The 16,806-nt window shown below is 76.8% G+C and carries 15 protein-coding genes; 7 read left to right on the forward strand and 8 right to left on the reverse strand.

Annotated features, from left to right (window positions below; translation table 11 throughout):
- Positions 1-14: 14 nt before the first annotated feature.
- Positions 15-1,610, reverse strand: coding sequence for a murein biosynthesis integral membrane protein MurJ (murJ, locus tag JD78_RS10965; protein WP_153357826.1), 1,596 nt, complete (start codon positions 1,608-1,610; stop codon positions 15-17).
- A 208-nt stretch (positions 1,611-1,818) separates the two neighbouring features.
- Here murJ and JD78_RS10970 point away from each other — a divergent pair, with 208 nt between their 5' ends.
- Complete coding sequence (locus tag JD78_RS10970) at positions 1,819-2,442, forward strand: putative quinol monooxygenase (protein WP_153357824.1); 624 nt, start codon at positions 1,819-1,821, stop codon at positions 2,440-2,442.
- Here the strand turns inward: JD78_RS10970 and JD78_RS10975 are convergent.
- Positions 2,439-3,053, reverse strand: a complete 615-nt coding sequence (locus JD78_RS10975) for a GNAT family N-acetyltransferase (RefSeq protein ID WP_153357821.1) — start codon at positions 3,051-3,053, stop codon at positions 2,439-2,441. The genes JD78_RS10970 and JD78_RS10975 overlap by 4 nt on opposite strands.
- Positions 3,054-3,105: 52 nt before the next feature.
- Here JD78_RS10975 and JD78_RS10980 point away from each other — a divergent pair, with 52 nt between their 5' ends.
- Both JD78_RS10980 and JD78_RS10985 read left to right on the forward strand, forming a co-directional pair.
- Entirely contained in the window at positions 3,106-3,531 is a 426-nt protein-coding gene (locus JD78_RS10980; protein WP_153357818.1) for a DUF1810 domain-containing protein, read from the forward strand.
- 186 nt (positions 3,532-3,717) lie between these two features.
- A complete protein-coding gene (locus JD78_RS10985) occupies positions 3,718-5,994 on the forward strand; it encodes a HelD family protein (RefSeq protein WP_243731026.1) in 2,277 nt (758 codons plus the stop codon).
- Positions 5,995-6,000: 6 nt separating this feature from the next.
- Here the strand turns inward: JD78_RS10985 and JD78_RS10990 are convergent, their stop codons facing one another.
- From JD78_RS10990 to JD78_RS11005, 4 genes are all read right to left on the reverse strand, one after another.
- Complete coding sequence (locus JD78_RS10990) at positions 6,001-6,984, reverse strand: Acg family FMN-binding oxidoreductase (RefSeq protein ID WP_153357815.1); 984 nt, start codon at positions 6,982-6,984, stop codon at positions 6,001-6,003.
- Positions 6,985-7,142: 158 nt separating this feature from the next.
- Complete coding sequence (locus JD78_RS10995) at positions 7,143-9,392, reverse strand: SpoIIE family protein phosphatase (protein WP_153357813.1); 2,250 nt, start codon at positions 9,390-9,392, stop codon at positions 7,143-7,145.
- A gap of 7 nt (positions 9,393-9,399) precedes the next feature.
- Positions 9,400-10,212: an alpha/beta fold hydrolase gene (locus JD78_RS11000; protein WP_153357811.1), complete on the reverse strand. Its 813-nt coding sequence runs from the start codon at positions 10,210-10,212 to the stop codon at positions 9,400-9,402.
- Between the two features lie 71 nt (positions 10,213-10,283).
- The gene (locus JD78_RS11005; RefSeq protein ID WP_153357809.1) at positions 10,284-11,534 is read right to left on the reverse strand and encodes a cytochrome P450; all 1,251 of its coding nucleotides are present in this window, start codon (positions 11,532-11,534) and stop codon (positions 10,284-10,286) included.
- A gap of 84 nt (positions 11,535-11,618) precedes the next feature.
- Here JD78_RS11005 and JD78_RS11010 point away from each other — a divergent pair, with 84 nt between their 5' ends.
- On the forward strand, positions 11,619-12,491 hold the full coding sequence (locus tag JD78_RS11010) for a Cof-type HAD-IIB family hydrolase (RefSeq protein ID WP_166521134.1): 873 nt from the start codon (positions 11,619-11,621) through the stop codon (positions 12,489-12,491).
- A gap of 340 nt (positions 12,492-12,831) precedes the next feature.
- Here JD78_RS11010 and JD78_RS11015 read toward each other — a convergent pair whose 3' ends face one another.
- On the reverse strand, positions 12,832-13,464 hold the full coding sequence (locus JD78_RS11015) for a hypothetical protein (RefSeq protein ID WP_153357805.1): 633 nt from the start codon (positions 13,462-13,464) through the stop codon (positions 12,832-12,834).
- Positions 13,465-13,580: 116 nt separating this feature from the next.
- On the opposite strand from JD78_RS11015, the gene JD78_RS11020 reads away from it, so the two are divergent.
- The 3 genes from JD78_RS11020 to JD78_RS11030 all read left to right on the forward strand — a co-directional run bounded on the left by JD78_RS11020 (position 13,581) and on the right by JD78_RS11030 (position 16,256).
- The gene (locus JD78_RS11020; RefSeq protein ID WP_153357803.1) at positions 13,581-14,441 is read left to right on the forward strand and encodes a DUF1206 domain-containing protein; all 861 of its coding nucleotides are present in this window, start codon (positions 13,581-13,583) and stop codon (positions 14,439-14,441) included.
- A 76-nt stretch (positions 14,442-14,517) separates the two neighbouring features.
- A complete protein-coding gene (locus tag JD78_RS11025) occupies positions 14,518-15,357 on the forward strand; it encodes a DUF1206 domain-containing protein (RefSeq protein ID WP_153357781.1) in 840 nt (279 codons plus the stop codon).
- Positions 15,354-16,256, forward strand: coding sequence for a DUF1206 domain-containing protein (locus JD78_RS11030; RefSeq protein ID WP_228394969.1), 903 nt, complete (start codon positions 15,354-15,356; stop codon positions 16,254-16,256). Before JD78_RS11025 ends, JD78_RS11030 begins: the two co-directional genes overlap by 4 nt.
- A 77-nt stretch (positions 16,257-16,333) precedes the next feature.
- Here JD78_RS11030 and JD78_RS11035 read toward each other — a convergent pair whose 3' ends face one another.
- Entirely contained in the window at positions 16,334-16,696 is a 363-nt protein-coding gene (locus JD78_RS11035) for an STAS domain-containing protein (protein WP_153357778.1), read from the reverse strand.
- Positions 16,697-16,806: the final 110 nt, after the last annotated feature.

A 16,806-nucleotide genomic window follows, 5' to 3' on the forward strand; every position in this document is an offset into this window, starting at 1 on the left:
AGTCGCCCTCGCGGTCAGGCCCGGTGGCCGGGACGCCGGCGGAGCCCCGGCAGGCTGCGCAGCTCGGCGAGCTCCGGCGCGCGGATCGCCACCAGCACGGCGAGGTGGACGCCGGCGACCACGCTCCCCGCGACGGCCAGCCGGAGCAGCGCGTCCGGGGCGCCGTCGTCGCCGGGGCCCAGGCCGGCCAGCGCGCCCGCGGCCAGCAGCCCGCCGAGCAGCGCGGCCCCGCCCAGCCGGGCCACCGACCGGGCCAGCGGGCCCAGCGAGACGCCGTCGTGCCGGCGGGCGAGCAGCGCGATCGACAGCCCGGCGGCCAGCACGAGCGAGAGGCTCGTGGACAGCGCGATGCCGGCGATGCCGTAGGCGACGCCGAGGGTCAGGTCGCCCACCACGTTGACCGCCATCGCCAGCAGCGCCACCACCGTGGGGGTCCGCCGGTCCCCGACGGCCAGGCAGGCGCGGGAGGTGATCGACCGCAGTGCCAGCCCCAGGGTGGCCGCGGCGTACCAGGTCGCCGCGGTGGTGGTCGCCGCGACGGCGGCCGCGTCGAAGTCCCCCCGCCCGAACACCAGCTGCACCAGCGGGCGGGCCGCCACGACCAGCACGACGGTCACCGGCAGCAGCACCAGCAGCACGGCCCGCAGCGCGCGGTCGACCAGGCTCCGCAGCTCGGCCCGGCGGTCGGGGGTGCCGGCGGCGCTGAACGCCGGGTACAGGGCCGCGACCACGGTGGCCACCAACAGCGACTCCACCAGGCTGACCACCCGGAAGCCCAGGTTCAGCGCGGTGATCACGCCCTCCACCTGGCTGGATCCCACGGCCCGGTCCACCAGGGTGTTGACGTTGAGCACGGCACTGCCCACCAGCAGCGGAGGGGTCAGCCGCAGCACCTCGCGCACGTCCGGGTCACGCAGCGCCAGCCGGGGTCGCAGCCGGATGCCGGCGGCCCGGACGGCGGGCAGCTGGGTGAGCAACCGCACCGCGGAGCCCGCCACGAACCCGACGGCGAGCGCCTCGATGCCGAACCGCGGGCCGGCCCAGACCGCGGCGGCGATCATCACCAGGTTGAACGGCACGCCCTGCACCCCGGAGCCGAAGAACCGGCCGTGGGCCTGCGCAGCGGCGGCGAGGATGTCGGTGCCGGCGATGAACAGCGCGGCCACCAGCACGATCCGGGTCAGCTCGACGGCGAGCTCCGCGGTCGCCTCGTCGAACCCGGGCGCCAGCACCGCGACCACCTGCTCGGTGCCGGCCAGCACCAGCCCGGCGCCCACCAGCAGGACCAGCACGGCGAGGGTCAGCACCGACTGCACCGTGCGATCGGCCCGGCCGCTCTCCCCGGCGGCCGCTGCCCGGCTCACCGGCGGCACCACCGCGCGGGCGAGCGCACCGGCCATCAGCGCCAGCACCAGGTTCATCACGCCCTGGGAGACCAGGTAGGCGTCCAGCGCCGCCCCGGCCCCGAAGACCGCGGCGATGACCGCGTCCCGGACGAACCCCAGCACCTGGCTCACCGCGGTGAGCGACACCAGCAGGGTCGCCGCCCGGGCGATGCCCCGGCCCGGAGCGGGCAGGCGGCCCCTGCCCCGGTGCCGGTCGCTGGTCATCGCGGCCCATCATCCGGGTCGCCGGCCCCAGCCCCGACCGCACCCGCCGGAGAGGCACAGGGTGACGGCCGTCAGGCAGGCGGTCACGGAACGCCGAGGACCCCACCCCCGCGACGCCGGGCGCACCCACCGCGGACGACCGGCGAGGACAGTGCAGCTCCTCGCGGCGATGTGGCCGAGGCGTCGCCGCCCGGCGCGGAGGCCCGCCATGTTCGCCCGATCCACCACCGTGCGCGGCGACCCCGCCGCGATCGACGCCGCCGTCTCCTACGTCCGGGACGAGGTGCTCCCGGCCGTCGAGCCGATGGCCGGCTGCGTCGGGCTCTCCCTGCTGACCAACCACCGCAACGGCCGGTGCGTGCTGACCAGCGCCTGGGCCGACGAGGAGGCCCTGCAGGCCAGCGCGGAGGGCACCCGCGGGTTCCGGGCCCGGTTCGGCGAGCTGCTCGACGCGGTGCCGATGGTCGCCACCTGGGAGATCGCGGTGATGCACCGGCTGCGGCCCGCCGGGGACGGCGCCTGCTGCCGGGTGGTGCGCGGCGCGCTGCACGAGCCGGCCGCGATGGACGACGTGCTCGGCACCGTGCGCACCAGCCTGCTGCCCCGGCTGGAGGAGCTGCCCGGCTTCTGCAGCGTGAGCTTCCTGGTCGACCGGATCTCCGGGCGCACCACGACCACGGTCACCTACAGCGACCGGGCCGCGATGGCCCGCGCCGTCGACCCCGGCGGCGCGCTGCGGGAGGAGTTCAGCCGGGCCAGCCGGACGACGGTCCAGGAGGTGAGCGAGTACGCGCTGTCGGTGGCCCACCTGCGGGTGCCCGAGACGGTCTAGGTGGTCGGCGACCCCAGGTAGGTCGTCGGACCGGCGTCGGCCACGGCGATCTCGGTGAACCCGAGCCGGTCGTAGAAGGCCCGGGCGCGGGTGTTGGTGGCGACCATGCCCAGGTGCAGAGCGGGCGCGCCGGCGCCGGCGGCCGCGGCGCGGAAGGTGTCGACCAGCGCCCGACCGTGCCCGCGGCCCTGGTGCTCGGGCAGCAGGTCGATGTGCAGGTGGGCCGGGAACGGGGCCAGCTCCGGGCGCAGCATCCGCTCCGGCCGGTACAACAGCGCCACCATCGCCTGCTCCGCATCCCGGGGCGGCTCCGGTGGCCGCGGGTACCGCCCGGCGGTCCGCGGCAGCCACTCGGCCCGCCACCTGCGCACGAAGGCGGCGGTGTCCGCGGTGCCGACCACGTAGCCGACCGCGCGCTCGCCGTCGTCGAGCACGAACGCCAGGCCGGGCTCGAGGTCGACGTAGGGCCCGGCGAAGAGGTCGGGCATCAGGTCGTCGGTGGACCACTGCCCGCGGGCGTCGCCACCGGCGTCCGCGGTACGGACGCAGACGTCGTAGACCGCGGCCCGGTCGCCCGCCCGGTAGGGGCGGATCAGCGGCGTGCCTGCCATGCCGCCAGCCTGACAGGCGGCGGCGGACGGCTCAGCACGGGAGGATGCCCGCATGCCCGCGGACCCCTTCGACCTGCAGCGCTTCGTCGACGCCCAGGACGCCGGCGGCACGTACGACCAGGCGCTGGCCGAGCTGCGCGCCGGCAGCAAGCGCAGCCACTGGATGTGGTTCGTCTTCCCGCAGGTCGCCGGCCTGGGCCGCAGCCCGATGGCGCAGCGCTACGCGGTCAGCGGCGCCGAGCAGGCGCGGGCGTACCTGGCCCACCCGGTGCTCGGCCCGCGCCTGGTGGCGTGTGCGCGGGCGCTGCTCGACCTGGCCACCACCGACCCGGTCGCCGTCCTCGGGGGGATCGACGCGCAGAAGCTGCGCTCGTCGGCGACGCTGTTCGCCGCCGTCGCCGAGGAGCCGGCGTTCGGCGCGGTCCTGGACCGGTTCTTCGCCGGCGACCGGGACGACGCCACCCTCGCCCGCCTCTGATCCGCCTGCCGCCTGCGGGCATGATCGACGGCCGCTGGCCGGAACACCGGCCGGCCGGGCATCGTTGGTCGCCGCGGACGCCCCGGGAGGGCGCGCCCGGACAGCTCCGCGCCACCGCGGCCGCCGACGGACAGCAGGGAGAGACCGGAATTGTCGAGCTCACCGGCCGGCGTCGGGAACGACGCCGTGCAGGACCCCGAGCGGGCGGCCGAGCAGCCGGCCGTCGACGACCTCTACCGCCGGCTGGACGCCGCGCGCGAGCTCGCCGTCATGCGGTTCCGCCAAGCGCTGGCGATGCCCGTGATCAACCCGCAGTCCCTCGGTGAGCGGGAGGCCGCGGCCCGGTTCCAGTCGGCCCGGATCACCGCGCTGGACGCCGCCGACCACGGGCTGGTGATCGGCCGGCTGGACCGCGAGGCGGCGCCGCAGCCGCTCTACATCGGCCGGGTCGGGCTGCCCGCCGACGACCCCGCGGGCGACCCGGCGCTGGTCGACTGGCGGGCGCCGGCGTCCCGGCCGTTCTACACCGCCACCGCGTTCCGCCCCGAGGGCGTCGTCCGGCGCCGGCACATCCGCACCCGCGGGCGCGCCGTCACCGCGGTCAACGACGAGGTGCTCACCGTCGACCCCGAGCGCGGCGACGGCCCCGAGCTCACCGGCGAGGCCGCGCTGATGGCCGCGCTGACCGCCGAGCGCACCGGCCGGATGACCGACATCGTCGCCACCATCCAGGCCGAGCAGGACGCCATCATCCGCAGCGACGTCCGCGGCGTGCTCGTCGTCCAGGGCGGCCCGGGCACCGGCAAGACCGCCGTCGCCCTGCACCGCGCGGCCTACCTGCTCTACACCCACCGCGAGCGGCTGGCCCGCAGCGGCCTGCTCGTCGTCGGCCCGACACCGACCTTCCTGCGCTACATCGCCGACGTGCTCCCCGCGCTGGGCGAGACCGGCGTGCTGCTCTCCGGCCTGGGGCAGCTCCGCCCCGGGCTGGATGCCCGCGGCACCGACGCACCGGCGGTGGCCGAGCTCAAGGGCCGCCTGGCGATGGTCGACGTGCTCAAGGCCGCCGTCCGCGACCGCGAGGTCGTACCCCGGGGCGGCCGCCAGCTCGTCGTCGACGGGGTGCGCATCAGCCTGCGCGGGCCCGACCTCACCAGCTGCCGCACGGTGGGCCGGCGCGCCTCGCGCATGCACAACATCGCCCGCCCGGCGTTCGCCCGGGCCGTGGTCGACCTGGTCACCGACCGCTTCCTCGGCCGGATCGGCAACGACGTGCGCGGCGCGGAGAGCCTGCTCTCGCGCCGCGACGTCGACGACGTGCGCCGCGAGATGGCCGCCGACGCCGGGGTGCGCGAGCTGATCGACGAGATGTGGCCGCTGCTCTCCCCCGAGCAGCTGCTGCGCGACCTGCTGGCCGACCCCGACCGCATCCGGCGGGTCACCAAGGGGTGGACCGACACCGACCGCGCGCTGCTGCACCGCCGGGCCGGCGCCGAGTGGACCCCCGCCGACGTGCCGCTGCTGGAGGAGCTCGACGAGCTGCTCGGCCACGACGACAGCGCCGAGCGGGCCGCGGAGGCCCGGCGCCGGCGGCAGGCGCGCGAGCACGCGCAGGAGACCCTCGACCTGCTGTACGGCTCGCGCTCGCACGACGCCGACGAGGACGAGGAGAGCGAGGAGCTCACCGCCGTCGACCTGCTGGACGCCGAGATGCTGGCCGACCGGGAGACCGAGGTCGACGTCCGCAGCGCCGCCGAGCGGGCCGCGACCGACCGCACCTGGACCTTCGGGCACGTCGTCGTCGACGAGGCGCAGGAGCTCTCCCCGATGACCTGGCGGCTGCTGGCCCGCAAGTGCCCGACCCGGTCGATGACCGTGGTCGGCGACCTGGCCCAGACCGGCAGCCTGGCCGGCGCGACCGACTGGGCGCAGGCGCTCGGCCCGCACGCCGAGGGGCAGTGGCGGCTGGCCCAGCTGACCGTCAACTACCGGACGCCGACCGAGATCATGGACGTCGCCGCCGACGTGCTCGCCGCGAGCGACGCGGTCGCCGCCGCGCCCCGCTCGGTGCGCAGCACCGGCGTGCCGCCGACCGCGCACCGGGTGACCGAGGAGGCGCTCGCGGCCCGGACGGCGGAGCTGGCCGCCGAGCTGGCCGCGCAGGGCGGCACCGCGGCGGTCATCGTCCCGCCCAGCCGGCACGAGGCCGTCGCCACCGCGCTGCCCGGCGCCCAGACCGGCCCGGCCGCCGACTCCTCCCGCGGCACGGTGGTGCTGCTGCCGGGTGAGGCCAAGGGGCTGGAGTTCGACTCGGTCGTCGTCGTCGACCCGCAGGGCGTGCTCGACGAGGGCGTGCGCGGGCACAGCGACCTGTACGTGGCGCTGACCCGGGCCACCCAGCGGATGGCCGTCGTGCACCCCGGCGACCTGCCCGACGAGCTGTCCCGCCTCGCCGACGCCTGATGGCAGTCAGGCGAGGGTGAGCACCTCGGCGACCGGGCGGCGGCCGGTGGACGGGGCCGCGCCGGTAGGGGCGCCCAGCCGCAGCAGCATCTGCGGGTGACCGACCAGGTCCAGCCGGCGGGTCAGCCGGGCCCGCGCCCAGGACTGGTCCAGCGCCTGGGTGAGCGGTGAGGCGACCAGTCCGGCCTCGGTGAGCGCCAGCAGCAGCCGGCCCAGCGCCATCCCGGCGCGCACCCAGGCGGCGCGGTCGTCGGCCGTGGTGCCCAGCAGCAGCACCGAGGGGTGCTCGACCGGCGGCGCCGGGTCGTCGTCGTCGGGCACCGCCACGGGGGCCGGCCGGGCGGTGCCGAAGTCGCGCACCGGCACGTTCGAGATGCGCTGCTCCCCGTCCGGGACGGCGTCCGCGGGCACACCGTCGAGCGCGGACGGGTCGGTGCGGGTCCACGCCCGCAGCTCGGCCAGGTAGGCGGGGTCGCGCTGCTCGGACTCCTCGGCCTCGCCCAGCAGGGTGGTCACCGCGGTCTCCTCCTCGCTGCGGCTGATCAGCTTCAGCCACACGCCGTCCCGCCCGAGCGTGCGCTCCAGCTGATCGACCAGGCCGGCCGGGAGAGGCTGCTCGAGGAAGCGGGCGCGGTCGGTGTGCCGCTGCCCGATCGCCGCCGCGGCGCGCCGGTCGCCGTCGGTGGGCTCGTGCCGGCCGATCACCCGGACGACGGCGACCAGCTCGGGGTCGGCCGGGTCGGGGAGCACGTCGACCTCGGCGGCGGCGCCCAGTGCGGCCAGCGCGACGACGGCGAACTGCACCGCGACGCCCACGCTGAGCACCTGCTGGCGGCCGGTCGGGTCGATCGCCGGCAGCCCGCGGGACGGGTCGTGACGCACCTCCAGCCGGTCGCCGTCGGCACGGAAGGACCACGGCTGGGTGTTGTGGATCGACGGGGCCCGCACCGCCCGCTCGACCACCTGCGTCCACCGGTCCGCGTCCAGCATGGGGGTCCCCTCTCGGTGTGCCACGCCCCCACCCTCACCCAGCGCAGGCCGGAGGTCACGGGCCGAAGGTCCCGCCTCAGGCACAGGAGGCTGTGCACCCACTTTCCGGGCGAGAACCGGGTGCAGAGCTTCCTGTGCCTCGCGGATCGGGCGGGGGGTCAGCGGTCGCGGGTCAGGGCGAGCAGGGCGATGTCGTCGGCCCGGTGGGTGCCGGCCAGATCGCCGAGCAGCCGGTCGCACAGCTCGTCGGGGTCCGCGGTCGGGGCCCGCTCCGCCGCCACCCGCAGCCGGTCCAGCCCGGCGTCGATGTCGCTGCTGCGGCTCTCCACCAGGCCGTCGGTGAAGAGCACCAGCGTGGCGCCCGGCGGGATGACGCCGCTCCACTCGACCGGGGCCGACGGCGGCGCCCCGAGCATCCGGCTGGGGCGCACCGGCAGGAACTCCGCGCCGGCGTCGGTGACCAGCAGCGGCGGCGGGTGCCCGGCCGAGGCCACGTGCAGCAGCCCGGTCGGCAGGTCGAGGGTGGCGAAGAGCGCGGTGGCCATCCGCTGCAGCCCGAGCAGCGGCCAGCTGGCCTGCAGCCGGTCGATGACCGCGGTGGGCGACGGGCTCTCCACCAGCAGCGCCCGGTAGACGCTGCGCAGCTGGCCCATGGTCGCCGCGGCGGTGATGTCGTGCCCGACGACGTCGCCCACGGCGATCGCCACGTGGTCGCCGGGCAGCGGGGCCAGGTCGTAGAAGTCACCGCCGATCTCCACCCCGGAGGTGGCGGCGAGGTACCGCACCGCCACGCGCATCGCCGGCACCTGCGGAGGTGCCGGCGGCAGCAGGGTGGCCTGCAGGGTGTGCGAGGTGCGTGCCTCCAGCTCGTAGCGCTGCGCCTTGGCCATCATCAGCGCGACCTGCAGCGCCAGCTGTTCGACCAGCTCGACGTCGGCGGCGGTCAGCGGACGGCGGCGACGGTCGGCGGAGACGGTGAGCACCCCGAGCGACCGGCCCTCGGCGGCCAGCGGCACGGCGATCATCCCGGCCAGCTCCAGCGCCTGCACCGCGGCCAGCTCGGCGGGATCGCGGACGACCCCGGCCAGCCACTCGTCGGAGACCGCCGGGAACCAGCGGGTCCGGCCCTCCGCCAGCGCCGTCCGGGCCGGGTAGGGCAGCTCCCGCGCCGGGGGCGCCCACGAGCGCAGTGCGTCGACCAGGTGCTGGCGGCCCGGGTCGCCGTGCCGGGCGACCACCCGGTAGGTGCCCGCGTCGGTGATCAGGTCCAGCAGGCAGACGTCGGCCAGCTGCGGCACGACCATCTCCGCCAGCCGCTCGACGGTCTCGGTGACCCCGGAGGCCCGGGCGAGCAGCCGGGCCGCGTCGAGCAGGAACGCCGAGCGCTCCGCCTGGCGGGCGGTCTCCTCGTGCAGCCGGGCCCGCTCCAGCGCCTGCCCCGCCTGCTGGCCCACCGTGGTGAGCAGGTCGACGTCGGCGGCGCCGAGGGGCTGGTGCGCTCCCGGTTCGCGCAGGCTGATCAGGTCCTCCGCAGGCTGGCCGCCGAGCGCCACCAGCAGCGCACCCAGCGGGGCGTCGTCGGCGGTGACCGGGACGACGACCAGCTCGGTGTACCCGGCCGCCGCGGCGGCGGCGGCCAGCCGGGGCCACACCTGGGCGAGCTGCTCCCCCACCGGCACCGAGCGCACTCCCGCGGCCAGCGCCAGGTCCGCCCGGCCCTGGGCGGTCGCGGTGAGCGCCGCGGCGACCTCGTCGTCCAGCTCCTCCCGGGCGGTCAGTGCCACGCGGACGTCGTCGGCGCGGCGGCCGGTGCGGTCCAGCAGCCACAGCCCGGCGGCGGTCGCCCGCACGGCCCGCCGCGCCCGGTGCACGACGACGGCGGCGGTGTCGGCGGTGGTGACCGCGGCGGACAGCTCGGAGACGAACTGCTGGAGCGTGCGCGACCGCAGCTCGGACTCCTCCGCGACGCGCTGGGCGGCGAGCCGGTCGGCCTCGTACCGGCGACGCGCGGTCGCCTCGAACAGGGTGTAGCGGACCAGCACGGGCTCGCCGTCGGCGTCCCGGACCTCGACGGCGTGCACCAGGCAGGGCACCGTGCCGCCGTCGGCCCGCCGGACGTCCAGCGCCACCTCCCGGACCACCCCCTGGGTGCGCAGGGTGGGCACGAGGTGTGTCTCGGTGAACACGCGGCCGCCCACGGTGAGCAGGTCGGCGAAGCGGACGCCCAGCACGTCACCGGCCGGTCGGCCGACCCATCCGCAGAACGTCTGGTTGACCTGGACGACGGTGCCGTCGGGCAGTGCGGACAGGTAACCGCAGGGCGCGTGCTCGTAGTAGAGGTCGGCGGGGTCCTCGTCGAGGAACCTGGCCCGGTCGCCGTCCGGGCGCGACCCGAGGTCGGCGCTCACCGGGGACTCAGCGGGCCGGGAGGCTGGTGGAGAGGAACGCGCGGATCGCCGCTGTCGTCTCCGCCGGGGCGCTCAGGTGCGGGCAGTGCCCGGTGGCGGCGAGCTGGGTGAAGTGGCTGCCCGGGATCGCCGCGTGCACGTACCGGCCCACCGCCTCGGGGGCGATGACGTCGTCGGTGCACTGCAGCACCAGCGTCGGCACCGTGACCCCGGGCAGGTCGGCCCGGTTGTCGGAGAGGAAGGTGACCCGGGCGAACCGGCGGGCCACCTCGGGGTCGGTGCGGCAGAAGCTCGCGGTGAGCTCGGCGGACAGCTCCGGGCGGTCGGCGTTGCCCATGATCGCCGGCGCCATCGCCGCCGACCAGCCGGTGTGGTTGCTGTCCAGGGTGTCCAGCAGCTCGGCGATGTCGGCCCGGCTGAAGCCACCGGTGTAGTCCCCGTCGTCGACGTACCGCGGGTTGGGCCCGATCAGCACGAGCGCCCCGACGAGCTCCGGCGCCTGCTGCTGGGCGAGCACCGCGATCATGGCGCTGACCGAGTGCCCGACCAGGACGGCGTCGGACAGCCCCAGCTCGCGGCAGACGGCGACGACGTCGGCGGCGTGACCGGCCAGCGAGCCGTGCCGCTCGGGCTGCCACGCGGTGGCGTCGGAGTCCCCGAACCCGACCAGGTCCAGGGTGACGACCTGGTGGTCGAGCGCGAACTCGGGCACCAGGTACCGCCACATCTCCTGGTTGCAGCCGAAGCCGTGCACGAACACGATCGGGCGGCCCCCGGCCAGGCCGGTCACGCGGGGGTGGTTCCGCGTGCTCACGACCATGCCGCAGACGGTACCCAGCGGCCGGGGCACGCGACAGCCCCGGACCGCACGCCAGCCCCGGACCGCGCGGGTCAGCCGGGCCGGACGTCGGTGAGCACGACCCCGCTGGCCGGCCGGGCGGGGATGCGGCTCAGCGAGATCGAGAGGTCCTGCTCGGGCAGCGTGTAGTCCAGCTGCGCCAGCCGCAGCGCCAGCGCCGACAGCAGGGCCACGGTGATGTCCTCCCCCGGGCAGCGGTGCCCGGTCCGCGGGTCGCCGGCGCCCTGCGGGACGAGCTCCCACTGCCCGATCTCGCGCACCTCGTCACCGTCCAGGAAGCGCTCGGGCCGGAACTCGAACGGCTCGGGGAACAGCTCGGCGTCGTGGTCCTGACCCCACAGGTCCAGCAGCACCATCGACCCGGCCGGCACCCGCTCGCCGTCGAACTCGACCTCCTGCGGGCTGCGGCCGCCGATGAACGGCGCGAACGGGTAGAACCGGCGGACCTCGTGGGCGAAGGCGACGGCGAAGGCGCGGTCCCCGGCGCGCAGCCGCTCCCGGTGCTGCGGCCAGGTGTGCAGCGCGTGCGCGGCGAAGCCGACGAACCAGCTGACCGCGACCGTGGGCCGGATGACGTTGAGGACCTCGACGGCGGCCACCCGCGGCTCCAGCAGCTCGCCGTCGGAGTCGCGGTGCCGGGCGACCACGTCGACCACCGAACCCGACGGGACGGTGCGGGTGCCCTCGCGCACCTCCTCGACGATGCCGGCCAGCCAGGCCTCGCGGCGCTGCCGGGCGCGGCGGGCCCGCCAGTGCCGCGGGGCGCCCGTGGCGAAACCGTCGATCTCCACGGTCAGGTCCCGGGTCAGCGCGGGCAGCTCGTCGTCGGTCACCGGGACGGCGGCCCAGTCGCACACCCCGCGGGTGATCAGCAGGGCGGCCTCGTCCATCAGCACGATCTCCGGCCGGCCGGCCCAGCGGGCCGCGGTGGCGTCCCAGGCGGCGGAGACCTGGCCGACCAGCGGCCAGACCCGCTCCGGCCCCATGAGCAGCTCGATGAACATCCCCTTGCGCACCCGGTGGGCCTCGCCGTCCAGGGTGTGCACGGCGCCGTGGCCGAACAGCGTGCTCACCACCGGCTCGGGCAGCGCCCCGCTGCGCCGCACGTTGTCCTCGTCGTAGAGGAACTGCGCGCCGGCGGGTCCCTTGACCCCCAGCGTCCGGCGGAGCATCAGCCGGCTGCGCACCGTGCCCCCGCCGTCGGCGCGGCGCCGGTCGGGCAGCCAGGCGTACCCCTTGGCGAGCAGCGGGATGGTCTGGTCCAGGTCGGGCGTCCGGGTCATGGACCCTGCTGTGCCCACCCCGTCCGCCGTCGGAAACGGGAGCGGGCCGACGGGCCCGGCTGCGGGCTTGGGCAGGATGGCGCGGTGACCACCTCCGCTCCCCCGCTCGGCCTGCTGCTGGACGTCGACGGGCCGATCGCCAGCCCGGCCACCCGCACGGTGGCGGCGCCGGGCCTGGTCGCGGACCTGCGAACCCTGCTGGCCGCCGGCGTGCCCGTGGTCTTCAACACCGGCCGCTCCGACGCGTTCCTGCGCGACCAGGTCGTGCCCCCGCTGCTGGCCGGCGGGCTGCCCCGCGGCGCGCGACTGCACGCGGTGTGCGAGAAGGGCGCCGTCTGGACCTCGATCGGCCCGGACGGGATGGGGCCGGTGCACGTCGACGAGGCGCTCGCCGTGCCCCTGGCCGTGCACGAGGTGGTCGACGAGCTGCTCTCCCGGTACCGGGACACGATGTTCCTCGACGGCACGAAGCGGTCGATGGCCAGCGTCGAGGCACGCACCGACGTCCCGGCCGCCGACTACACCCGGGCCCAGGCCGCCTTCGACGCCGAGCTGGTCGCCGCGCTCACCGGCCGCGGCCTGGGCGTCGGGTACCGCGACCGGCAGCACCCCGACGACGCCGGCGCCGTCCCGTGGCGGGTCGACCCGTCGGTGATCGCCACCGACGTCGAGTCCGCCGACGTCGGCAAGGACCTGGGCGCCCGGCGGGCGCTGACCCTGCTGTCCGCCGACGGGCCGCTCCCCCGGGCCTGGCACACGGTCGGCGACTCGCGCAGCGACTACCGGATGGCGGACCAGCTGCACGCACTGGGCCACCGGGTCACCCACGTCGACGTCCGGCCGGCCGGCCCGCTGCCCACCACGCCGTACCCCGTGCTCACCGACCCGGTGCGGGTCGACGACGCCGCCGGCGCCGCGCACCTGCGGGCGCTGGTGGTGGAGCTCCGGCTCGGCTGATCCGGGTCAGTGCCGGGTCGTGCCGCAGTCGGTGCAGCGCTTGCGGCTGGTGCTGTTGGAACGGTTGCAGTTCTCGCAGACCCAGACGGTCCGCTCGAGGGTGCGCATCTCGCTGTGGCTCCTCCCCCGGCCGGCGCGCCGGCCTCGTCGTGCCCGGCAGACCCCGGACCACCGGCGCCGTTGCCGCGATCGACGCTAGGCCGGTCGGATGACGAGGAGGTGACGTGGACGGGACGAGTGGGCACGCCCCGGAGTGCGCCTCGACACAGCTCGGCGCAGGGCGGCGCAGGGCGGCGCAGGGCGGCGCAGGGCGGGACAGCTCAGCGCAGGGCGAGAAGGCTCAGCGCAGGGCGGCGGCGCCGCAGCCCCCCGCGCTGCACGCGCACCCGCCGCACCCGGCCGCAGGAGCGGGCTCCGGGCGCCGGGCCAGCCGGGCCAGCCCGACGGCGGCGGCGACGTCGGCCAGCCCGACCACGCCGGCGAGGATGGCGGCCGCGACCCGGCCGGTGGCCAGCAGCGCGTCGGCCCCGCCGACGGTGCCGAGGACGACGGCTCCGGCCAGCAGGGCGACGCCCAGCCCCGCCGCGGCCGCCCGGCCGGTGGCTGCGACGGCGAGCGCGGTGGGCACCAGCACGACGGCGGCGACGAGGACCCAGCCGGTGGCCGTCGCGGACACCAGCGCGACGAGGAGCGCGAGCACGCCGAACCACACGGCGACGGCGCCGCCGGCGGCGCCGGTGCGGGTCACCTCCCCCGTCCGGGCCGCGCGCAGCAGGGCCGCCCCGCGCAGCACCGCGAGGGCCCCTGCGCCACCGAGCAGCAGCTGCGGCCCGACCGACCAGGTGAGCGCGAGCACGGCCAGCACGATCAGCGCCGCACCCAGGGCGGCCGTCCGGGGCCACGTCCGCCGGGCCTGCTCGGGGGTGGTCGGGGCGGTGCCGGGCAGGCGGCCGGCGGTCACGGCGTTCGTCACCCGCCCAGTGTCCCCCACCGGGGCGGGGCGCCGTCCCCGCCCCGCGCGCGGCGGACCGCCCGGGACGGTGGGATCCTCCTCCCGGGCCCAGGACCGGCCCGGAGCGGAGCGCACGGGTGGGAACGGGGCAGGCGGCGCACGACGCCGCCGCCAGCACGACGCTCCGGCGGTTCGCCGCGGTCGGGCTGGTCGGGTACGGCCTGCTGCACCTGGCCGTCGCCTGGCTGGCGCTGCAGCTCGCCTGGCGGGAGACCGGCACGACCGGCACCGGGGGCAACCGGGGTCCCGGCCGGGAGACCACCGCGGACCCCAGCGGCGCACTGTCCGTGCTGGCCGGGTCGCCGTCCGGCACGGTCGCGCTGTGGGTGCTGGTCGCCGGGTTGGCCGGGCTGGCCCTCTGGCAGGCCGCCGAGGTGCTGCGCCACCACCGGTCGGTGCCCCCACCCGGGCGGGCGCGGTGGAGTGCGCTCGCCCGGATGGTGCGAACGGTGGCCACCGCGGCCGTCTACGGCTACCTGGCCGTCCTCGCCGCGCGGGCCACGGTCACCGGCGGCCAGCAACGGGACGAGGAGCAGTCCGCCGTCCGCGGGGTGCTCGGCTGGCCGGGCGGGCAGCTGCTCGTGGTCGCCGTCGCGGTCGTCGTGGCCGGGGTCGGGGCGCACCTCGCGCAGAAGGGCGTGCGGGCCGCGTTCGGCGACGAGCTGGACCTGGCGCCCTTCTCCCCCCGCCTGCGCCGGCTGATCCAGGTGCTGTGCCAGGCCGGCTTCGTCACCAAGGGCGTCGCGCTCCTGCTGGTCGGCGGTGTGGTCGGCTGGGCGGCGGCCACCTTCGACCCGGAGCAGGCCAACGGCCTGGACGGTGCGCTGCGCACGATCGCGGACGCCCCGTACGGGCGCTGGCTGCTGAGCGCGATCGCCGCGGGCACCGCCCTGTTCAGCGTCTACTGCTTCGCCCGGGCCCGGCACCCGGTCGGCTGATCGTCCGCCGGGCGGTCCGGCCTCGCGTGTGCCACGCTGATCGCCGCCACGGGGGCCGGACGACGGGGAGTGACAGGTGGGGACGACCTCGGGGGCAGGCACCTCGGCACAGCAGGCCGGCGACAGCGACGCCCTGGAGCACCTCGCCCGGGTCGGCCTGATCGCCTACGGCGTCGTGCACCTGCTGATCGCCTGGCTGGCGCTGCAGCTGGCCTGGAGCGGCGGCAGTGGCTCCGCCGACCAGTCCGGGGCGATGGCGACGCTGGCCCAGCAGCCCTTCGGCCAGGTGCTGCTGTGGGTGCTGGCGATCGGGCTGGTGGCGCTGGCGCTGTGGCAGCTGGCCGTGCTCCTGCGTCACCGCGCCGGGCTGCGCAGCTCCGGGGACCAGCGCAAGGAGGCGGCCGCGAAGAGCGCCAAGGCGGTGGCCAAGGCCGTCGTCTACGTGTTCCTGGCGGTCACCGCGATCCGCTTCGCCACCGGTGGCGGGCAGTCCAGCTCCGGGCAGGAGCAGCAGACCGTGGCCGGCGTGTTCGGCTGGCCCGGCGGCCGCTGGCTGGTCGGCCTCGCGGCCCTCGTCGTGATCGGGGTGGGCGCCTACCACGTGCACAAGGGGCTCACGAGCCGCTTCCTCAAGGAGATCGACACCGCGGAGGCCTCCGCCGGGCAGCGCCGGGTCATCGAACGACTCGGCCAGGTCGGCTACCCGGCCAAGGGCATCGCCCTCGCGCTGGTCGGCGGCCTGCTGGGCTGGGCGGCGATCACCTTCGACGCCTCGAAGGCCGGTGGCCTGGACAGCGCACTGCACACGGTGCTCGACGCGCCGTTCGGCAAGCTGCTGCTCACCCTGGTCGCGCTCGGCATCGCGGCGTTCGGCGTCTTCTCCTTCGCCCGGGCCCGGTATCCCCAGCGCACGTGACCCGCGCCCCTGACCAGCGGCACGTGCCCTCGGCGGTGCGCGGCCCGCTGCGGTGGGTGCACGACGCGGCCGACCGGGCCCGCGAGGTCACCGACCACCCGGTGCTCGAGCACCTGGCCCGGATCGGTCTGGTGGCCTACGGGGTGCTGCACCTGCTCATCGGCTGGCTGACGGCCCGGATCGCCTGGTTCGTGCAGCCGCGCACCGAGGACGCCGACCAGACCGGCGCCCTGCAGGCGGTGGCCGACTCACCCGGCGGCCTCGTCCTGCTCTGGCTGATCGGGCTCGGGCTGCTGGCGCTCGCGGTCTGGCAGGGCGGGGAGGTGCTGCGCTGGTGGACCGGGCTGCTCCGCCCCGGGCACCGGCTGCGGGTGGCGCTGGTGTGCGCGAAGTGCGGGGCGAAGGCGGTCGTCTACGCGGTCCTCGGGGCCACCGCGCTGCTGTTCGCCGCCGGCGCCGGCTACGAGGCCGACGAGCGCGTCCAGGAGCTGACCGGCGACGCGTTCCTGGTCCCCGGTGGCTCGACCCTGGTGGGTGCCGTCGGCGTCGGCGTCGCGGCCGTCGGGGTGTACGTGCTGGTGCGCGGGGTGACCGGGGGCTTCATGCGGGACGTCGACCTGCACGCCGCCCCGGACCGGTGGGAGCCGCTGATCGAACGGATCGGGCGGGTCGGCTACGTGGCCAAGGGCATCGCCTTCGCCCTCTCCGGCGGGCTGCTGACCCACGCGGCGGTGCAGCGCGACGTGTCGACCGCGACCGGGCTGGACGGGGCGATGAACGCGATCGGCGCCGTGCCCACCGGGCAGTGGCTGCTGACCGCCGTCGCCGTCGGCTTCGCCGCGTTCGGGGTGTACGCGCTGGCCCGGGCCCGCTACCCCGACCGGGACCCCTCGACCTGACACGCGGCTCCCACGCTCTTCGCGCGCTCCCCACGCGGTGCGGTGCGTGGGGAGCGCGCGAAGAGCGTGGGTGGCCGTCAGGCGTCGACGACGGTGAAGACGTCCCAGAGGCCGGTGATCTGCAGCGGCCGGACGACGGCCCGTGCGGTGCCGCAGCGCATCTGCAGGGTCCGCCCGCCGGCGAGCGCTGCGCGGTGCGCGGTGGCCAGCGCCGAGAGGCCGGCGGAGTCCAGGAACGTGACGCCGGACAGGTCGAGCTCGACGACGTCCAGGCCCGGGCGGGCGAGCACCTCGAGGACGGCACCGCGCAGACCGGGAGCGGTCGTCGAGTCGACCTCACCGCTCACGGTGACGGTGCACCCGGCGGCCGAGGGGACGGCGGCGAGGTGGACGGTGACGTCGATGCGGGTGGGGTCGATGTCGACGGGCAGTGCGGTCATGATCGCCTCCGGCGGGCCCGAGCGCGGCCGGCGACGCTGCCGGCCAGGCGGCCGGACCCCTGCCGGGGTCCGGTCACGGCTGGTGGTTGAACCGCGTGGCCCTGACGCTA

This window comes from Modestobacter roseus, assembly GCF_007994135.1.
GTDB lineage: Bacteria > Actinomycetota > Actinomycetes > Mycobacteriales > Geodermatophilaceae > Modestobacter > Modestobacter roseus.